Annotated in this window: 13 protein-coding genes; 7 read left to right on the top strand and 6 right to left on the bottom strand. The window is 64.0% G+C overall.

Translation table 11 applies throughout. The annotated features are described in order from the left end of the window. Window positions 1–1152 carry a Ppx/GppA phosphatase family protein gene (locus tag DDE20_RS06335; protein WP_417587848.1) on the bottom strand — a complete coding sequence of 384 codons (1152 nt, stop codon included), beginning with the start codon at window positions 1150–1152 and terminating at the stop codon, window positions 1–3. A gap of 556 nt (window positions 1153–1708) precedes the next feature. Here DDE20_RS06335 and DDE20_RS06330 point away from each other — a divergent pair. The 5 genes from DDE20_RS06330 to DDE20_RS06310 all read left to right on the top strand — a co-directional run bounded on the left by DDE20_RS06330 (window position 1709) and on the right by DDE20_RS06310 (window position 6365). Continuing rightward, window positions 1709–2410, top strand: coding sequence for an outer membrane protein (locus DDE20_RS06330; RefSeq protein ID WP_116557613.1), 702 nt, complete (start codon window positions 1709–1711; stop codon window positions 2408–2410). 367 nt (window positions 2411–2777) lie between these two features. Beyond that, complete coding sequence (locus DDE20_RS06325; protein WP_116557875.1) at window positions 2778–3083, top strand: virulence factor; 306 nt, start codon at window positions 2778–2780, stop codon at window positions 3081–3083. A gap of 16 nt (window positions 3084–3099) precedes the next feature. Next, complete coding sequence (locus tag DDE20_RS06320) at window positions 3100–4026, top strand: methylenetetrahydrofolate reductase (RefSeq protein WP_116557612.1); 927 nt, start codon at window positions 3100–3102, stop codon at window positions 4024–4026. Between the two features lie 173 nt (window positions 4027–4199). Continuing rightward, entirely contained in the window at window positions 4200–5180 is a 981-nt protein-coding gene (locus DDE20_RS06315; protein WP_116557611.1) for a methyltetrahydrofolate cobalamin methyltransferase, read from the top strand. 774 nt (window positions 5181–5954) lie between these two features. Beyond that, window positions 5955–6365: a universal stress protein gene (locus DDE20_RS06310; protein ID WP_116557610.1), complete on the top strand. Its 411-nt coding sequence runs from the start codon at window positions 5955–5957 to the stop codon at window positions 6363–6365. Window positions 6366–6417: 52 nt separating this feature from the next. Here DDE20_RS06310 and DDE20_RS06305 read toward each other — a convergent pair whose 3' ends face one another. The 3 genes from DDE20_RS06305 to DDE20_RS06295 all read right to left on the bottom strand — a co-directional run bounded on the left by DDE20_RS06305 (window position 6418) and on the right by DDE20_RS06295 (window position 13067). Next, on the bottom strand, window positions 6418–7965 hold the full coding sequence (locus tag DDE20_RS06305; RefSeq protein WP_116557609.1) for a trimethylamine methyltransferase family protein: 1548 nt from the start codon (window positions 7963–7965) through the stop codon (window positions 6418–6420). Window positions 7966–8017: 52 nt separating this feature from the next. After that, complete coding sequence (locus DDE20_RS06300) at window positions 8018–10456, bottom strand: GcvT family protein (protein WP_116557608.1); 2439 nt, start codon at window positions 10454–10456, stop codon at window positions 8018–8020. A 193-nt stretch (window positions 10457–10649) separates the two neighbouring features. Then, window positions 10650–13067, bottom strand: a complete 2418-nt coding sequence (locus tag DDE20_RS06295; protein WP_116557607.1) for a GcvT family protein — start codon at window positions 13065–13067, stop codon at window positions 10650–10652. 235 nt (window positions 13068–13302) lie between these two features. Here DDE20_RS06295 and DDE20_RS06290 point away from each other — a divergent pair, with 235 nt between their 5' ends. Beyond that, complete coding sequence (locus DDE20_RS06290; protein WP_116557606.1) at window positions 13303–14217, top strand: metal ABC transporter solute-binding protein, Zn/Mn family; 915 nt, start codon at window positions 13303–13305, stop codon at window positions 14215–14217. A gap of 456 nt (window positions 14218–14673) precedes the next feature. Here the strand turns inward: DDE20_RS06290 and ade are convergent, their stop codons facing one another. Then, complete coding sequence (gene ade / locus DDE20_RS06285; protein WP_116557605.1) at window positions 14674–16374, bottom strand: adenine deaminase; 1701 nt, start codon at window positions 16372–16374, stop codon at window positions 14674–14676. Then, a complete protein-coding gene (locus tag DDE20_RS06280; RefSeq protein ID WP_116557874.1) occupies window positions 16367–17248 on the bottom strand; it encodes an NAD(P)-dependent oxidoreductase in 882 nt (293 codons plus the stop codon). The genes ade and DDE20_RS06280 overlap by 8 nt, the downstream gene beginning before the upstream one ends. A gap of 108 nt (window positions 17249–17356) precedes the next feature. Between DDE20_RS06280 and DDE20_RS06275 the strand changes: the two genes are divergently transcribed. Next, window positions 17357–19858, top strand: coding sequence for a penicillin acylase family protein (locus tag DDE20_RS06275; RefSeq protein WP_116557604.1), 2502 nt, complete (start codon window positions 17357–17359; stop codon window positions 19856–19858). Window positions 19859–19869 lie beyond the last annotated feature (11 nt).

The following is a 19869-nucleotide window of genomic DNA, read 5'->3' as shown; positions in this document are numbered from 1 at the left end:
TCACATTTTTTGCAGCACGCCGTCGTGGCTCATCTGCGCGTAGAGCAATCCTTCGCGCAATCCACGGTCGGCGACCGACATGACTTCGGTGGGCCAGACGCGGGTCAGCGCTTGCAGGATCGCCGCCCCCGACATGATCAGCCCGTGACGCTCGCGGCCGATGCGCGGATCGCTGCGCCGCCCCTCCGGCCCGAGCGTCAGATAATCGCGGATCACCGTATCGACCTGCAGCGAGGTCATCGTCAGCCCGTCAACCTTGTTGCGGTCATAACGCCGCAGCCCGAGAAACGAGGCGGCGACGGTGGTGACCGTGCCCGAGGTGCCGATGATCTGGAAATTGGCCAGCGGCGCGGGCGTTTGATAGGGCAGAAACCCTTGCAGATGTTCCTCGAACTGCCAGCTCATCAGCGCGAACCGTGCCGCGTCGCTGTCGACATCGGTGAATTGCTCGCGCAGGGTTGCGACGCCCAAGGGCACCGAGATCCAGTCGACCACCTTGGCCTGCCCCAGAGTGGAGCGCACACCGGGGCGGGCGACGGGGCCGAGGCGGATGCCAAGGATTGCCTCGCGGCGCGCCTCGGGGGCGACCTCGGACAGGTCGATCCACACCAGTTCGGTGGAGCCGCCGCCGATGTCGATGACCAAAAGCTGCTCGGTCTCGGGCGCGACCAAGGGCGCGCAGGAGATCACCGCCAGCCGCGCCTCTTCCTCGGTGGGGATGATTTCCAGCCGCAGACCGGTTTCGCGCTGGATTTTGCGGATGAATTCATTGGAATTATGCGCACGGCGGCAGGCCTCGGTGGCGACCAGACGCATGCGTTTGACCTTATGGTCATCGAGCTTGCGGCGGCAGATCCGCAGCGCCTGCACGGTGCGCGCCATCGGCCCATGGCCGAGCCGACCGGTGGCCTCGAGCCCAGTGCCCAGCTCGACGCTGCGCGAGAAGCTGTCCACGACTTCAAATTGCGGACCCTTGGGGCGCGCAACCAGCATACGACAACTATTTGTGCCCAGATCCAGCGCGGCATAAAGCCCCGCCTCACCGGACAGATTCTGGCGCTGTGACTGATGACCGGACGGAGGCCGCCGCTTGCGGGGCGATCTCGACGGTTTCGGCTGCGTCACCGCGCCAACGGGACGCTCGGGCGTCATACCGCCCTCCATTTCGTGTTGCCTCTACAGTAGTCGCGCGAGGGGTCCGGCGCAAGAACTGATCAAGATCCACGCCCGTCGACCCTGCGGCACCGCGATGATTCGGCACGCAGCGCGCAGGCGCCGCCAGACCGCCCGAATACAGGCATGCGACGGCACCGCAAGCGCCATCCGAATGGGCCGCCGAATGAGTCTATGAGCGGATGCCCCCCCCGGATGCAGGGGTAAAAACCACCTGCGGGTGCCCATTTGTGGCGTTTTAGCAACACGCAAAAACCCGTGCCTCGCCGCCGCGTGGTAACCGGTCATAGGGCAAGCCGTTCACCCCGCTGGATTTTTCGGAACGGGTCACAAAGTGAAGGAAAAGCCTGTATTTGCTGTGCTGAATTGATCGCCCGCGTGGTGAAAATCTCACTGGCACGGCATGCGATGCTATCAAAAACAGGGTGATTTCGTTAACATTTCCTTAACACGGCGCGTTTTTTTTGCGCCGCGTTTACGTCAGGTAAGCCGCCAAGGCGTGTTTATCACTTGACTTACCAACGGAGTTATACAGATGAAATTTTCCCTTAGTCTTTCCACCGCAGTTGCAACGACGCTGGCCACTGCAGCCACGGCCTCGGGCCCGATTGATGTCGCGCCGCCGCCGGTCGTCTATCAAATGCCCGCCGCCTATGACTGGAGCGGAACCTATTTTGGTGCGGCGATCGGCTATTCGCGCGGCACCTACCGGTTGGGCGTGTCGGCGCTCAATCAATTGGGCCCGAATGTCGAGATCAGCGGCGCCACCGGCGCGGCGTTCCTTGGTCGCAATTGGCAATCGGGCAGCACGGTTTTCGGTGTCGAGTTTGACGCCTCGACCGGCGCCAACGGCATCACGCCGCAGGGCACCGCCGGCCCGTTCTGGAGCTGCAACACCGGCAATTGTAACGTCAATATCGACTCGCTGTTCACCCTGCGCGGCCGGGTCGGCGTCGCGCAGAACAACTGGCTGATCTATGGCACCGGCGGTATCGCCCATGCCAATGTCTCGGGCGGTATCCTCAACAGCGCCCAACAGGGCAGCGGCTCTGCCACCGGCTATGTGGTGGGTCTTGGTGCGGAATACGGCTTGAGCGCGCGCTCGTCGGTCCGTCTGGAATATCTGCACTATGATCTCGGGGCATTGCCCTTCGGCACCGGCTCCCTGCCAACCGACCGCTTTGACGGGGTTGGCGATTTCGGCACTCTGCGCCTTGGCTATAGCATGCGCTTCTAAACCCGCGCAGGCATCTGCCCACACCTAGCTTTGATTGGCCCGCCCCCTGAAAACGGGGCGGGCCTTTTACGTGTCGCTCGTTTGGACTGGCGCGGCGACTGCTGTGGAGACCGCTTTAGAGGCGGGCTCGAATACCACCGTGGCTTGTCACCGCCTGCATCATATGGCCGCGCAAGCCGCTTGCCCTCACCATGATGATGAGGAAATTTCACGCTGCAGGCGCTGGCCTCGCGCATTATGCGCTTGATATGACAGCGAGGTCGCAAGGCAGCCCGCCTTGGTCGATATCAGCCCCTCGCCGCTGGCAAAAAATGGCGAACTGATAGAAACGTCTTGAACCGGAGCCTTCACCATGACCGACACCCCGCTGCAGCCCGTTATCATCGTATATTGGCGCGACATCCCCGCACAGGTGATTGTCGGCAAGGGGCGGCGCGGCGCCAAAGTGGCGCTGACCGAACGTTTCGAGCAGACCATCGACCGCTGTGCGATGAAGGCGGGGGCGCGCGACTCGGATGCCTATCTGGCCGATTGGCGCAAAGGCGACCCCTATCATGTCGCTGGCGAACAGGAAGAAGTCGCACGCGCCGAGGCCGAAAAGCTGGAACAGGCATACGACACCGAAAGGTTCAAGACGCTGATCGCCAACGACGGGTGGAACGCGGTTGATTAACCTCAGGGAGGCACTGATGGCACTATTCAAATTCGCCCGCAAAGACAGCGGTCCCGCGACCAGAGGCTCTGACGCGATGGTGTCGTTCCTTGACGGGTTTTCCATCGAGGTGATGCCGCGCACCGCCGAGAAGGTCGAGGATTTCCGCGCCCTCCTGCCTGCGGGCACGCGGGTCTATATCGCCCATATAGAGGGCACCCCGATCGCCGAGATGGTCGCCACGGCCGCGCGTCTGCGGGGTGAAGGCTTCGAGCCGATGCCGCATTTTCCGGCGCGGATCATCAAGGATAAAGCCACGCTGACCGATTGGATCGCGCGCTATCAGGGCGAGGCCGGTGTGACCCAGGGCCTGATCCTGGCCGGTGGTGTGGCCAAGCCGCATGGGGAGTTTCATTCCTCGATGCAACTGCTGGACACCGGCGCCTTTGACGGGTTTGCGCGGCTGCATGTGGCGGGGCATCCCGAGGGCAATAAGGATATCGATCCCGACGGTTCGGACCAGATGGTGATGGAAGCGCTGCGCTGGAAACAGGCTTTTGCCGAGCGCACGGATGCGCAGATGGCGCTGGCGACGCAGTTCTGCTTTGAGGCAAAACCGGTGATTGACTGGGTCAACCGCTTGCAGGCCGAGGGGATCAATATTCCGGTGCATATCGGCGTGGCGGGTCCGGCAAAGCTGCAGACGTTGATCAAGTTTTCCATCGCCTGCGGGGTTGGCGCCTCGCTGAAAGTGCTGCAAAAACGCGCGATGGATGTGTCGAAACTGCTGCTGCCCTATGAGCCCGACGAGTTTGTCAGCGAGCTGGCCGATTACAAAGCCGCGAACCCCGCATTCGGCATTGAATCGGTGCATTTCTTCCCGCTGGGCGGGATCAAGACCAACGCCAAATGGGTCGCGGAACGCGCGGGCGCCGAGGCGGGCGCGGCGCAGGCTCTGGGCTGATCCCGATGATCTGGCGCGGCGCCCCGAGGCTGGTGGCGCTGCGCTGAGTTGATGAACGCGGCGGGGTTTGCCCCATCTGGCCGCGACACGAGACGCGCCGCCGGTGCGTTGAGACAAGAATTTGCAGACGCCGCGCGCAGCACAGACTGTGGCGGCTACCAAGGAGTTTCCACATGACCCGCACCGTCCTCGAGTCCGCGACCAAAACCGTGGTGATCGGCTTTGACGAGCCGTTTTGCGTGATCGGCGAGCGCATCAATCCGACCGGCCGCAAGAAACTGGCTGCCGAGCTGGAGCTGGGCGATTTCTCGACCATCGAGAAGGACGCGCTGGAACAGGTGCTCTGCGGGGCGAATGTGCTCGATATCAACTCAGGCGCGGTGTTCACCAATATGATGGCCAAAGACCCGCGCTATGCCGACAATAATTTTGTCGAGCCGCCACTGATGAAGGCGCTGATCGAGCATGTGCAATCGGTGATTGATGTGCCCCTGTGCATCGACAGCTCGGTGCCCGGCGCGCTGGAGGAAGGCCTGAAGGCAGCGAACGGGCGGCCCTTGCTGAACTCGGTCACCGGCGAGGAAGAGCGGCTGGAAATGGTGCTGCCCTTGGTCAAGAAATACAACGTGCCGGTGGTGGCGATCTCGAACGATGACACCGGTATTTCCGAAGACCCGGATGTGCGTTTCGCGGTGGCGAAAAAGATCGTCGAGCGGGCGGCGGATTTCGGTATTCCCGCGCATGATATCGTGGTTGACCCTTTGGTGATGCCGATTGGTGCCATGGCCACCGCCGGACGGCAGGTGTTTGAACTGGTGCGCCGCTTGCGCGCGGATCTCGGCGTCAACACCACTTGCGGCGCGTCGAATGTGTCCTTCGGGATGCCGAACCGTCACGGGGTGAACGCGGCGTTCCTGCCGATGGCGATTGGCGCGGGCATGACCTCGGCGATCATGAACCCGGTGCGGGCGCAAGAGATGGAGGCGATCCGCGCGGCGAATATGCTGATGAACCACGATCCGAATGGCGGTGAGTGGATCCGGCTGGCCAAGGTGATGGAAGCGATGAAAGAGGGCGCGACATTTGCCGAGGCCTCGCGGGCGGCCTCGGCCTCCTCCTCGGGCCGCCGCGGCGGACGTCGCGGGCGCGGGTAAGCGCGCGAAGGGTCTGGGCGACGCGCAACGCAGCGCATCGCCAGACCGCGGGATGGCGAGACGACCGTGGAACAGCGCGCTTTATGGTGGCTGTATCCGGACGACCTCTGAACGACGCACCAAGATTGGCCAAATCGCCAGCCCGTGCGGGCGGTCTGGCGATGCGCGGCGGCTATCGCCTTGATTCCGCGCGGGCTACTATACGCAACGTAGCGCAGCGCCAGACCGCGGGATGGCGAGCCGCCTGTGGAACGGTACGCTTTATGGTGGCTGTGTTCGCGCAATCTTTAAACGACGCACCCAGACCAACCAAATCGCCAGCCCGGGGGGCGGTCTGGCGATGCGCCGCGGCTGCGCCTTGATTCCGCGCGGGCTATTATACGCAACGGAGCGCATCGCCAGACCGCGGGATGGCGAGACGACCGTGGAACGGTGCGCTTTATGGTAGCTGTATCCGAGCGACCTATGAACGACGCACCCAGACCAACCAAATCGCCAGCCCAGGGGGCGGTCTGGCGATGCGCGGCGGCTGACGCCTTGATTCCGCGCGTAGGCAGGGACCAACCTAAATCGCGAATTGCGAGCCCGTAGGTGTTCCCTTCTCGATAGCTTCCTTTGGAAAGCCACCTGCCGGACCGACCGGACGATGCGCGGCGGCTCCGCCTTGATTCCGCGCCCCCTCCCCCTCCACTTAATCCCTTGACCCAGATCAACGAAATCTGCCCTGATGCGGGTTAGACAGATCCCAACTCGCAACCCGAACAGGAGATTCTCATGTATTCCCATATCATCGTGGCGGTTGATCTCAGCCATGGCGACGCTGGCAAGGCGCTGCTGGCCAAGGCCGCGCAGATGCTCCAGCCCGGCGGCACCGCGCGGCTGCTCAACGTGCTCGAGGACGTGCCCAGCTATGTCGCCGCCGAACTGCCGCGCGACCTCAACGACCGGCGTCAGGCCGAGGCCAAAGTGGAACTGGCGCTCTTGGTCGACAAGGTGGATTTCACCGTCGAAACCGAAGTGCGCACGGGGGCGGCGGCCAGCCAGATCCTGCAATGCGCCGAGGATAATGGCGCCGATCTGATCATGATCGCCTCGCACCGTCCGGGGCTGAGCGATTATTTCATCGGCTCGACCGCCTCGCGGGTGGTGCGCCATGCGCAATGCTCGGTGCTGATCTCGCGCTAAGCGCCCGTTCCAAGCTCCCGCGCGCCGCCCCGAATGAAGCGGCGCGCGGCAATTAGCTAAACCGGATCGGATATTTCGCCCGGATCGCCCGGTCCAGCGCCGGATCAATCTGGCAGGGCGCGCTGGCCAGAATATCCGCGGTGCGCTTTTTCGCCCCGTCCATCAGCCGCGGACGACCGGATTCGTTCCATTCCTTGGGGCTCATCCGGTTGCCCAACTCGGGGTAAATATACTCGGTCTGCATCAGCTTCAGCGTCTGGTCCGAGCCCAGATAATGGCCGGGTCCCTCGAGACAGGTCTCGCGGATCACCTCGATCGACACAGAGTCCTCGGTGACATCAATCCCGCGCACGCAGCGCAGTGCCTGCCCCAGAATATCATCGCCCAAGGTCAGGGATTCAAAGCAGAATCCCAGTAGGGACGCATGCATCCCGACCGATTCGTAGACCATATTCAGCCCCGAGAGACCGGCAAGCGTGTTGGAAATCGCCTGCTCCCACCCCGCCTGCATATCCGGCAGTTTGCTGTCGGCAATCCCCGCCGCCGCCCCGCCGGGCAAGCCATAAAACCGGTGCATCTGCGCGCAACCGGCGGTCAGTAACGCCTGCTCGGCGCTGCCGCCCGACATCGCGCCGGTGCGCAGGTCCGACACAAAGGGCCATGTGCCAAAGATCGCCGGATGGCCGGGCGCGATGGCGTTGACATAGACCACGCCGGCCAGACATTCCGCCACCGCCTGCACGATCGTCGATGCGATCGGCGCCGGTGAGGTCGCCCCCGCCTGCCCCGCCGAGAGCAAGAGCACCGGCATGCCCGCGCGGATACAGGCCTCCATCGAGACGCAGCTTTCCTCGGCGAATTTCATCGGCGGCACCACGAAGCAGTTGGAATTGCTCATGAAAGGCCGCGCGCGCCAGGCCTCCTCACCGCCCGCGATATCATGCAACAACTCGAAACAGCCCGCTACATGCGAGGGATCAGAAAACGAGGTCCCGATATGTTTGCGGGTTCCCGCCGCCGCCGCGTAGATCGTGTTCAGGTCCATCTCGTAGTTATCAAGGATATCGCGGGCCACGCAGATACGCTGGAAAAAATGCACATTATCTAGATGTTGCACCAATCGCGCGGCGTCATGCAGGTCTTTCAATGTGGATTCGCGGTATTCGCCGGTATCGACATCGACCACATGCACCGCCGCACCGGCGGTGCCGTAATGCACGCGGCTGCCCGACAATTGCAGGTCATATTTCGGATCACGGCCATACAGCGTGATCCCGCGCGCGGCTTTCGCCAGCATATCCTCGACCAGCGCGCGCGGGAACCGCAGCCGCCCGTCATCGCCCAGAATGGCGCCGGCTTTGGTCATCACCTCGATGCCCGATTGCGGCGCATTGGCGAGGCCGATTTCCTCAAGCGCCTGCAGCGCCGCCTGATGGATGCGCTCGACCGAGGCCGCAGAGAGCGGGCTATATTGCCCGCCTTCGAGACCTGCGCGCACCGGCCGCAGCGCCTCATCCAAGGGCGCGGAGCGGACCGCAACGCGCGCGGCACGCCCGCCTGCGCGGCGGGCCTTAGGGGCGATTTTCACGTCTTCGATCATTTGGCGCACTCCCATCATTCGCAATTTCACGAAATAGTCTTTGGCGTCGCGGTCAGAGCTTCATCCGCGCGCCCTTGGGGTCATAAAACGGGGCCAGCGAGGCCTGCGCGGGAATGCGCTGGCCGGCGATGTCGATCTCGAAACGGGCACTCAGCATCTCGGCCACGCTTTGGCCCTTGCAGGGCAGATAGCCCATCGCGACCGGACCACCCAGAAAATGCCCGTAATTTCCGCTGGTTACCGTACCGACCAGCGCGCCGTCGCGGTAGATCGGCTCATTGTGATAGGCCAGACGCTCGGGGTCTCGCAGCAGGAATTGCACCATCCGCCGCTCAAGCCCCGCTTCGCGTTTGCGCAGCACCGCGTCGCGGCCGATGAATTCCCCCTTGCCGGTTTTCACCGCGAAACCGAGACCGGCCTCGAGCACATGATCCTCGTCGGTGATGTCATGGCCGAAGTGGCGGAAGGCTTTTTCAATGCGACAACTGTCGAGCGTGTGCAACCCGCAGAGTTTGATTTCTGGGGCGGCGTCCATGAGCGCTTCGAAGACATGGGCGGACTGGTCGGCGCTGACGTAGAGTTCCCAGCCGAGTTCGCCGACATAGGACACGCGGTGGGCGCGGGCGAGGCCGTAGCCGAGTTCAATCTCGCGGGCGGTGCCGAAGGGGAACGCGTCATTGTCCAGCGCGTCGGGGGTGACCCGCGACAGCACATCGCGCGCTTGCGGGCCCATCAGGCAAAGCACGGATTCGCCCGCGGTGACGTCGGTGATGACGGCGAAATCATCACTCAGATGCCGCCGCAGCCACGCCAGATCGCGCTGCAGGGTGGCGGCGGGGACGACCAGAAGAAAGGCGGTTTCCGTCAGCCGCGTGACGGTCAGATCGCTTTCAATCCCGCCGCTTTGGTTGAGCATCTGGGTGTAGACCAGCCGTCCGGCCTCAACGTCGATCTGGTTGGCGCAGAGCCGTTGCAAAAAGGCGCAGGCGTCGCGGCCTTCGACGCGGATTTTGCCGAAGGAGCTCATGTCAAACAGGCCGACGCGCTCGCGCACCGCCATATGTTCGGCGCGCTGGTTGTCGAACCAGTTTTGCCGCCCCCAAGCGTAGCGATATGCGCGTTCCTGCCCCTCGCGCGCGAACCAATTGGCGCGCTCCCAGCCTGCGACCTCGCCAAAGACCGCGCCGCGGGCTTTGAGGTGTTCGTGCAAGGGTGAGCGCCGCACGCCGCGCGCGGTTTCCACCTGCCGGTAGGGGAAGTGATCGGCATAAAGCAGGCCCAGCGTTTCAGACACCCGCTCGGCCAGATATTTGCGGTTGCGCTGGAAGGGCTGCGCGCGCCGAATATCCACCTCCCACAGATCAAAGGGCGGCGCGCCTTCGGTCATCCAATGGGCCAGCGCCATCCCGGCACCGCCCGAAGAGACGATACCAATGGAATTATACCCCGCGGCGACCCAATAATTGCCCAGTTCCGGCGCTTCGCCGAGGTAATAGCGATCATCCGGCGTAAAGCTTTCGGGACCGTTAAAGAACGTGTGGATACCGGCGCGCTCGAACATCGGCATGCGATGCATGGCCATGCCAAGGATCGGTTCGAAATGCTCGAAATCTTCGGGCAGGCTGTCGAATTCGAAATCCTCGGGGATGCCCGCCATGCCCCAAGGTTTGGCCTTGGGCTCGAAGGCGCCGAGCATCATTTTGCCCGCGTCTTCCTTATAGTAGGCGCATTCATCCGGCACCCGCAGCACCGGCAGGCGGGTCAGATCCTGGATCGGTTCGGTGACCAGATAGAAATGCTCGGCGGCGTGCAGGGGCAGCGTGACGCCCGAGGTGGCGGCCAGATCGCGGCCCCACATGCCGCCGCAATTCACCACATGTTCGCAGGCAATCACCGCGCTCTCGCCCCCTCCTGCGTCGTATTCAACGCCAGTAACGCGGGCGCCGTTATCCAGGACGCGGGTGACCTTCACGCCCTCGTGGATCGCCGCCCCCATCATCCGCGCGCCCTTGGCCAGCGCCATGGCGATATTGGCCGGATCGCATTGCCCGTCATGTGGCAGATGCACCGCGCCGACCACGTCATCCACGTTGAGATGCGGGTATAGGGCTTTGACATCGCTGGGAGAAATCTCGGAGACATCAACATCAAAAGCGCGGGCGAGACCGGCTTGGCGGAGGATTTCCTCATGGCGTTCCGGCGTCAGCGCGACGGTGATCGAGCCGTTCTGGCGCATGCCGGTACTGATGCCGGTCTCGGCCTCGAGCCGGACGTAGAGATCGGCGGAATATTTCGCCAGACGGGTCATATTGAGGCTGCCGCGCAGCTGCCCGATCAGCCCCGCCGCATGCCAAGTGGTGCCGCTGGTCAGGCGCTTGCGCTCGAGCAGGACGATGTCTGTCCACCCCGCCTTGGCGAGGTGATAGGCGACCGAACAGCCGGAAATCCCGCCGCCGATGATCACCACACGGGCATGGGAAGGAAGGGTCATGGGCGGGCCGTGGGGGTTGAGTGCGTGGTCTGGAGGACACAGGCGAAGGGGGCTGTCTGCCCCCGATGAAGGAAGGCCAAGGAGGTTTTCCGCCCCGCAAAAAGGAAGGCCAAGGGGGCTTTCTGCCCCCTTGGAACCCCCGAGGATATTTTTGGACAGATGACGGGGGCGAAGATCGCGGCGATGAGGGAGGTCATGCGCGCAGGCTTTCGTTTTTGGGGTCCCAGAGCGGGCCGTCGGGTTGAACCACGGCGCGGTGGCGTTGGCCGAAGATCTCGATTTCCAACTCGGTGCCCGGCGTGGCGAGATCGGCGCGCAGCATCGACAGCGCGATGCAGCGCTGGGTGCGGTGGCCGAAATAGCCCGAGGTGGTCTCGCCAACGACTGTGTCGCCCTGCCAGATGGTCGACATATAGGGCGGGTCGAACTCGGGCGACTCAACGGTCAGGAGGGCGAAGCGTTTGGCGGGGCCGGCCTGTTTTTCGGCCTCGAGTGCTGGTTTGCCGTGGAAGTCCTTGGACCAGTCGATGAAACGCTCGAGCCCGCCTTCGAGCAGCGTGTAATCGGTGGAGAGATCGCCTTTCCACGCGCGGTAGCCTTTCTCGATGCGGAGCGAATTGAGCGCGAACATGCCGAAGGGGGTGGCGCCGGCGTTGAGCACCTCATCGTAGATATGGGCGATATCACCGGGGGTGGCGTGGACTTCCCAGCCGAGTTCGCCGGCGAAGGAGACGCGCAGGAGATGTGCATCGCGGCCTGCGACCTCGGCGGATTGGTGGCTGAGCCATGGCAGCGCGAGGTCGGCATCGGTGAGTTTTGTGAGCAAATCGCGGGATTTGGGGCCGGTGATGATCAGGGTGGAGATGGCCTCGGTCTGGTCGGTCAGCGTCAGGTTGTCCGGGAGGCTACGTTTGAGCCACTCGAAGTCATGAAGCTGCGCGGTGGCGGCGGTGATCAGGGTGAAGTGATCCGGCCCGTGGCGCACCAGTGACATTTCGGTGACGATCCGCCCGCGGTGGTCGGGGAAATAAGCCAGCGAGACGCGGCCCGCGCGCGGCAATCTGCCGGAGATCTGCGCATCGAGCCACTCGGCCGCGCCCGCGCCGTCAAGATTAAACCGCGAGAAGCCGGGCAGATCGAGCACCCCGACCCCGTCGCGCACCGCCTCGCATTCGGCTTTGACCGCGCCAAACCACGGGCCTTCGCGGCGCCACGTCTGGGTGCCTGCCTCGGAGGTGTCGTCGCCCGCGCGCGCAAACCAATTGGCGCGCTCCCAGCCGTTATAGGCGCCGAACTGCGCGCCCAAGGCTTGCAGCCGCGCGTGGTTCGGCCCGTGTTTCTGGTCGCGCCCTGCCGGCCATGCGTGATGCGGGAAATGCATCGCGTATTCATGGCCGTAGACCTCCATCCCCTTGGCGATGCAGTAGTCGCGGCTCTCGAAACCGGTGAAGCGGCGCGGATCGACCGCCCACATATCGCGCTCGGTGCCGCCCTCCGTGATCCATTCCGCCAGCACCTTACCGGCGCCGCCGCCCTGACAGATGCCGAAGGTGAACACGCAGGCCTCGAAAGCGTTGGGCACGCCGGGCATCGGGCCGATTAGCGGGTTGCCATCGGGCGTATAGGGGATCGGGCCGTTGATCACATTTTGCAGATTGGCCTGTTCCAGCAGCGGCACGCGGGCCATGGCGTCATTGATATGCCATTCCAGCCGCTCGAGATCATCGGGATAAAGCTGGAAGCTGAAATCCTCGGGCATCGGGTCATCACGGGTGATCCAATGCGCCTTGCAGGGGTTCTCGTAAGGGCCGAGGTTGAACCCGTATTTTTCCTGCCGCAGGTAATAGGAGCTGTCGACATCGCGCAGGAGCGGCAGTTTGGCGTTATTGTCTTTCGACCAGCTTTCCAGCTCGGGGATATTGTCGAACAAGAGATACTGGTGGCTCATCACCATCATCGGCACTTTGCGGCCAAAGAGCGCGCCGACGCGGTCGGCGTAATAGCCCGCGGCATTGACCACATATTCGCAGCGGATCTCGCCCTTTGGCGTCTCGAGCACCCATTCATTGCCCTCACGGCGCGCGCCGGTGACGGGGCGGAAACGCTCAACGCGCGCGCCGAGATCGCGGGCGCCTTTGGCCAAGGCTTGGGTTAATTGCGCGGGGTCGATATCGCCGTCGTAAGGGTCATAAAGCCCGCCCGCCAGATCATGGGTGGCGAGGAACGGATAGCGCGCCTGAATATCCTCGGTGGCCATCACCTCGATATCCATCCCCTGATAGCGCCCCATCCCCGCGACACGCTCGAATTCGCGCATCCGCTCGGTGGAATGGGCCAGCCGCAGGGAGCCGGTGACATGGTAGTTCATCGGATAATCCACCGCCTCGCCGAGCCCGCGGTAGAGTTCGGCGGAATAGCGCTGGATGTTCATCACCGCCCATGACGAGGAGAATGTCGGCACATTGCCCGCCGCGTGCCATGTGGAGCCGGCGGTCAACTCGTTGCGCTCGAGCAGAAGGCAATCGGTCCAGCCGGCTTTGGCCAGATGATAGAGCACCGATGCCCCGACCACGCCGCCGCCGATAACCACCACCCGTGCTGTCTGTGTCATTCTATGCCTGCCTTTGCCTTCGCCTATGGCCCGCCGCGGGTCGTCGTGGGTCGTCGCGGGTCCGTGCCTTGATACCCGCAGTATGGCCCTGCTGTTCGAGGGTTGGCAATTCGTGAACTATGGTGAAATTAATCGGAAATTACGATTAGCGATGGGCCTTGCAATTGAGAATCACTCGCAATACCAAAAGGGGTAACTTGCGAGTGACTCGCAACAGAGGGAGGGGTGGAACAATATGCGCAAAATACTCGCCGTTGTGGCGGCTTTGGGGCTGGCCCCGCTTTCGGCTCAGGCGCAAAGCGCGCCGTCGCTCTTGGCCACCATCGGGATGATCTCGGACCCGGCGCAGCGGATCGCCGGGGACTGCGTCGCGGTGGAGACGCTGATCGGGCCGGGGCTGGACCCGCATCTTTATCAAGCGCGGCCATCGGATATCCAGCGGCTGCGCAGCGCCGACCGGATTGTCGCGCTGGGGCTGAGCCTTGAGGGGCGGCTGGCGGATATTCTGGCGCGGATCGGGGCGCAGGTGTTGGGCGAGGAGATCAGCCATGAGGGGCTGCTTTTGCACTCCGGCGTGCCCGACCCGCATATCTGGATGGATCCGGTGCTCTGGTCGCGGATCTTTGCGCCTTTGGCCGAGACATTGACCGCGCTGGCGCCGGACTGCGCCGAAGAGATTGCCGCCGGTGCCGAGGCCGAGATGGCGCGGGCCGAGGCGCTGGATGCCTGGGCGCGGGCGTCTTTGGCGACGATCCCCGAGGCGCAGCGGGTCTTGTTGACCGCGCATGACGCCTTCACCTATTTCGCCCGCAGCTATGACCTGCAGAACGAGGCGATACAGGGGATTTCAACGGATTCCGAGCCCTCGATCGCGGATATTGACGAGGCCGCGCAGATCGCCGCGGCGCGCGATATTCCGGCGGCCTTTATCGAGACCACATTGAACCCGCGCGCAGTGCAGGCGCTGATCGAGGCGGCGGCGGCGCGGGGGCATGAGCTGGTGATCGGCGGCTCGCTCTATTCGGATGCTTTGGGCGAGGTCGGCTCGGGGGCGGAGAGCTGGCCGGGGATGATCGTGTCCAATGTGCGGGTGATTGTGACGGCGCTGGGCGGTGAGCCGCTGGAGGTGCCGGAGGGGGTGTTGCCCTGACGGTGCTGTGACGGGCCGGGTCGGTTCGCGGAGCGATTAATGCGAAAGGGCAGCGCCGCCACGCGGGGCAAGCGGAGCGCCGCCCCGTGGGGGCGGTTCGGCGCTGCCCGATTGTTTCCATCGGGCGGGAGGCTGGATTGGGCCGCCTCAGGGATGAGGGCCATGTTCTATCGCTTACAAATTGCGGGTAGCGCCGGGCCGAGGGGCAAGCGGCGCGCCGATGCATGGGGCCGTCGGGCGGAAGGTCGAAGCGGCGCGGAATTTCGGCGGGGGGTGTCGCCTAGTGAATAAGGGCAGCGCCGAGCCGAGGGGCAAGCGGAGCGCCGACCCGTGGGGTCGGTTCGGCGCTGCCCGGCGGTGCCGCCGGGCGGAGCGTCAATCCAGCGTGGTGCGTGGCCTCGCCGGTTTGATTTGAGTATTTTTGGCAAGATGAAGCCGGAGGACGTTCTTGCGGGGTTAGGGGATTACCTCGAACTTATCGACATCCACCATGCCGAGATCGGTGATTTTCAGATGCGGGATCACCGGCAGGGCGACGAAGGCGAGTTGCAGGAAGGGTTCCTCCAGCGTCACGCCCAGCGCGCGGGCGGCGGCGCGGAGATCGACCAGCCGGTCGCGCACATGCTCGAAGGGCTCGAGCGACATCAGACCTGCGACGGGCAGCGCCAGTTCGGCAGCCACCTGCCCACCCTCAACGACAACAAAGCCGCCCTCGATCTCACCCAGCCGTTTCGCGGCCAGCGCCATATCGGCGTAATCGACCCCGACCACGGCGATATTATGGTGGTCATGGCAGACCGTCGAGGCAATCGCGCCTTTGGTCATCTGGAACCCACGCACGAAACCATTGGCGATATTGCCGTTGATCCCGTGACGCTCGATCACCGTGATGCGCGCCAGATCACGCGATGGATCGGGGCGTTTGTCGCCGTCACTGGCGGGGATTTCCTCGCGCAGGTGGTCGGTGAGGATCATCCCGGGGCGGATGCCGATCACCGGCGTCTCGGAGGCATTGCCCGCGTAGCGGAAGCTCGCGGCGGTGATCGCGGGCACATGCACCGAGGCGCGGGCGACCGGCGGGATTTCCTCGCGGGCGGCGAAAGCGGCGTCATCGGCCAAGACCCCGCCGCAGAAGACCATCTCGGCGTGGCAACCGGTGATATCCTCCAGCACCACGATATCGGCGCGTTTACCCGGCGCGATCTGGCCGCGGTCCTTGAGCCCGAAGGCCTCGGCCGCCGACAGCGAGGCAGCGCGGTAGACCGACAAGGGATCGCGGCCCTTCTCGATCAACCGGCGGATCATGTAGTCGAGATGCCCGTGTTCGGCGATGTCCAGAGGGTTCCGGTCGTCGGTGCAGAGGCACATATAGGCGGCGGTGACGGGGGTCAGCACCTCGGCCAGCGCCTCAAGGTCTTTTGACACCGAGCCTTCGCGGATCAGCACCCGCAGGCCCTTTTGCAGCTTCTCGGTCGCCTCTGCGGCGCTGGTCGCCTCATGCTCGGTGCGGATACCTGCGCTGGCATAGGCGTTGAGATCGCGGCCCGACAATAAGGGCGCGTGGCCGTCGATATGACAGCCCTCAAAGGCGTGGAGCTTCTCCATACAGGTCGGATCGCGGTGGATCACGCCGGGGTAGTTCATGAATTCCGCGAGACCGATCACCCGCAGATGATCCTTGAGCGGCGCAAGATCGCGGGCGGTCAGATTGGCGCCCGCCGTCTCCATATGCGTCGAGGGCACGCAGGAGGAGAGATTCACCCGGATATCCATCACCGTGCGGGAACTGGCGTTGAGGAAATACTCGATGCCGATGAGGCCGGCGACATTGGCGATCTCATGCGGGTCGCAGATCGCCGTGGTGACGCCGCGCGGGGTGACGCAGCGGTCGAACTCGAAGGGCGTGATGCAGGAGCTTTCAATATGCAAATGCGTGTCGATGAAGCCGGGCACGAGGGTCTTGCCGCGCACATCAATCTCGCGCTTGCCCTGATATTCGGCGCCGATGCCGACGATATGCTGCCCGCAGATCGCCACATCGCCCGCAATCCGCGCACCGGTAACCATGCACCAGACCCTGCCGCCCTTGAGCACCAGATCGGCAGGTTCATCACCGCGCCCCTGTGCGATGCGGGTCTCCAAAGGTTGCTTAGTCATCGCCGTCCACCTTGCGCAAACGTGCGATCAGCGAGGAGGTATCCCAGCGCCCGCCGCCCATATTCTGCACGTCTTTATAGAATTGATCGATCAGCGCGGTGACCGGCAGCGAGGCGCCGATTTCCTCGGCGGTTTGCAGGCAGATCGCCAGATCCTTGCGCATCCAGTCGACGGCGAACCCGTAGTCATATTTGGCGTCAAGCATGGTGTCATGGCGGTTGACCATCTGCCATGAGCCCGCGGCACCGCCCTGGATCACATCGACCACGGCGCGGCCATCCATGCCCGCCTTCTCGCCGAAACGCAGCGCCTCGGAAAGCCCCTGCACCAGACCGGCGATGCAGATCTGGTTCATCATCTTGGCGATCTGTCCTGCGCCGCTTTCGCCGACCAGATTGTAGATTTTGCCGTAGGCTTCAATCACCGGCTTGATCCGCGCGTAATCCGCCGCCGCGCCGCCGCACATGATCGAAAGGACGCCGTTCTCGGCCCCCGCCTGCCCGCCCGAGACCGGCGCATCGACAAAGCCCAGCCCTGCGGCCTGTGCCTCTGCGGCCAGAGCGCGGGTGATTTTGGCGGAAACCGTGGTGTGATCGACAAACAGCGCGCCCTGATCCATCCCCGCGAAAGCCCCGTCATCGCCGCGGCACACCTCGGCGAGATCATCATCATTGCCCACACAGGCCATGACGAAATCCACCCCCGCCGCGGCCTCACGCGGGGTGCGCGCCGCCTGCCCGCCATGCTCGGCCACCCAAGCCTCGGCCTTGGAGAAGGTGCGGTTATAGACCGTCACCTGATGTCCGGCCGCGGCCAGATGCCCCGCCATCGGATAGCCCATCACGCCAAGCCCGAGAAATGCCACTTTGGCCATCGTCCGCCCCTCTTTCATCACTCTGTCGGTTGTTTGAATTGCGCTCCTGCGCTTTCCCACATAGGAAACGATGCACACCCCAAGGTCAACACGACGAGGCCCGAACCCATGCTCTCCCTGTTTCGCTGGTTGCTGCGCATCGCCACTGCTCTGGTGGTGCTGTTTCTGGCCACCACGATCGGTGTCTATTACTTCCTGTCGCGATCCTTGCCCGACTATGACGCCAGTTGGCGGGTGCGCGGCATTGGCGACACCGTTGAAATTGCTCGCAATACCCATGCGGTGCCGCATATTTTCGGCGAGAGCGACGCGGATGTCTACTTTGGCCTCGGGTTTGCCCATGCGCAGGACCGGCTGTGGCAGATGACCCTGTTGCGGCGCACCGCGCAGGGGCGTCTGAGCGAGGTGTTCGGCGAGCGCACCCTGCGCACCGATGAATTGATGCGGCGGTTTGACATTTACGGGCTGTCGCAAAGCTCGGTCGCGGCGCAGGATCCGCAGACGCTGAGCGCGCTGGACGCCTATGCGCGCGGGGTCAATGCCTGGATCACGCTGGTCAATGACCGCGCGATGGGGCGCGGGGCGCCCGAGTATTTCCTGTTTCCCAGCGAAGTGGGTCTCTGGCAGCCCGCCGATAGTATCGCGATCCTCAAGCTGATGGCGGTGCAGATGTCCGGCCATCTGGAAAACGAGGTGCAGCGGGCGCGGCTGTCGACGCTGATCGGCGAGACCCGCACCAATGACCTGATGCCGATTGAGGGTGGTGACGGGCTGTCGTCCCTGCCCGATTTCGCCAGCCTGTTCCCCGGCGTGAGCGAGACGCAATGGCAGACGCAACTTGCGATGCCGTTCCGCCTGCCGGGTGAATTGCGCGGTGGGTCGCTGTCGCCGTTCAACTCGACGGAAACCGCGGGGGCGTCGAACGCCTTTGCTGCCGGTCCGACACGCTCGGCGAATGGTGGCACGCTTTTGGCCAATGACCCGCATCTGGGGTTCTCGGCGCCCGCGATCTGGTATCTGGCGCGGCTCGATCTGAGCAGCGGCGCGGTGACCGGCGGCACCATTCCCGGCGTGCCGGCGGTGATGGTCGGGCGCTCCGAGCGGCTGGCATGGGGGCTGACCACCGCCTATCTGGACGATCAAGACCTGTTCTTTGAGGAGTTGAGCACCGACAACACCCAGCGCTACCGCACGCCGGACGGCTGGGCGGAATTCGACACCCGCCGCTCGATCATCCATGTAGCCGATGCCGATCCGGTGACGATCACCACGCGCTGGTCGGCGAACGGGCCGATCCTGCCGGGCAGCCATTACTCATTGGCCTCGGTGACCCCGCCCGGCCATGTCGCGGCGCTGTCGTGGACGGCGCTCTCGGCTGAGGATACCTCGATCAGCGCGGCGGTGGCGCTCAACCGCGCGGGCTCGGTGCAAGAGGCGATCGCGGCGGGCGAGGCTTTTGTCGCGCCCGCGCAGAACCTGATGTTGATCGACCGCAATCATATCGCGATGCAGGTGATCGGGCAGATGCCGCGGCGCAGCGCCGACCACCCGACGCAGGGCCGCATGCCCGCGCCCGGCTATGACGCGGATGCACGCTGGCAGGGGGTCTTTCCCTATGCCTCGAACCCGCAGTTCATCGACCCGCAGACCGGGCTTCTGGGCAATACCAACAACAAACCCCTCGACCGGCCCTTTCCGCTGCATGTCAGCTTTGACTGGGGCGATACGACCCGCATCCAGCGCTGGGTGCGGCTGATGCGGCAACGCTCGGTCCACACCCGCGAGAGCTTTATCGAAGCGCAGCTTGATACCGTCAGCCAAGCCGCGCGCACGCTTCTGCCGCTGGTCGGGGCCGAACTGTGGTTTCAGGACGCCGCCCCCGAGCCGGGCAGCGCGCAGGCGCAACGCCAGATCGCGCTGCAACTCTTGGCCGATTGGAACGGCGAGATGAACGAGCATCTGCCGGAACCCCTGATCTACGCGGCATGGATGCGCGAGTTGCAGTTCCGCCTGACCCGCGATGAGTTGGGCCCGCAGATCGAGATGTTCTCGCATATGCTGCCCGATTTCATCGAGCGGGTGTTTTCGAACACCGATGGCGCGGGGGAATGGTGCGATGTGGTGCAATCGGCGGTGATCGAGACCTGCGTCGATATCGCCCGCGCCTCGCTGGATGAGGCTCTGCTCGGCCTGACGCAGGATTTCGGACCGGCGATTGAAAGCTGGCGCTGGGGCGAGGCGCATCAGGCGACCCATGACCATCCGGTGCTGGGCGAAGTGCCGGTGCTGGGGCTGTTTGTGAACATCCGCCAGTCGACCAGCGGCGGCGATAATACGCTGATGCGCGGGCTGACGCGCGGTGGCCCTCCGGGCGCGCCACAGCCGTTTTTGAATATCCACGGCGCGGGGTATCGCGGGGTCTATGATATGGCCGATCCCGAAAGCAGCGTGTTCATCGTCTCGACCGGCCAGTCGGGCCACCCGTTGAGCCATCATTACGATGATCTCGGCGTATTGTGGCGGCGCGGCGAGTATATCCCGATGACGCTGGACCCCGATCTGGCGCGCGCCGGCGGTGTCGGGATCACACGCCTTGAACCACAGCGCTGAGGGGCGCATAT

It is taken from the genome of Pararhodobacter oceanensis, assembly GCF_003076755.1.
GTDB lineage: Bacteria > Pseudomonadota > Alphaproteobacteria > Rhodobacterales > Rhodobacteraceae > Pararhodobacter > Pararhodobacter oceanensis.
This window is presented reverse-complemented; position numbering and strand designations above follow the sequence as displayed.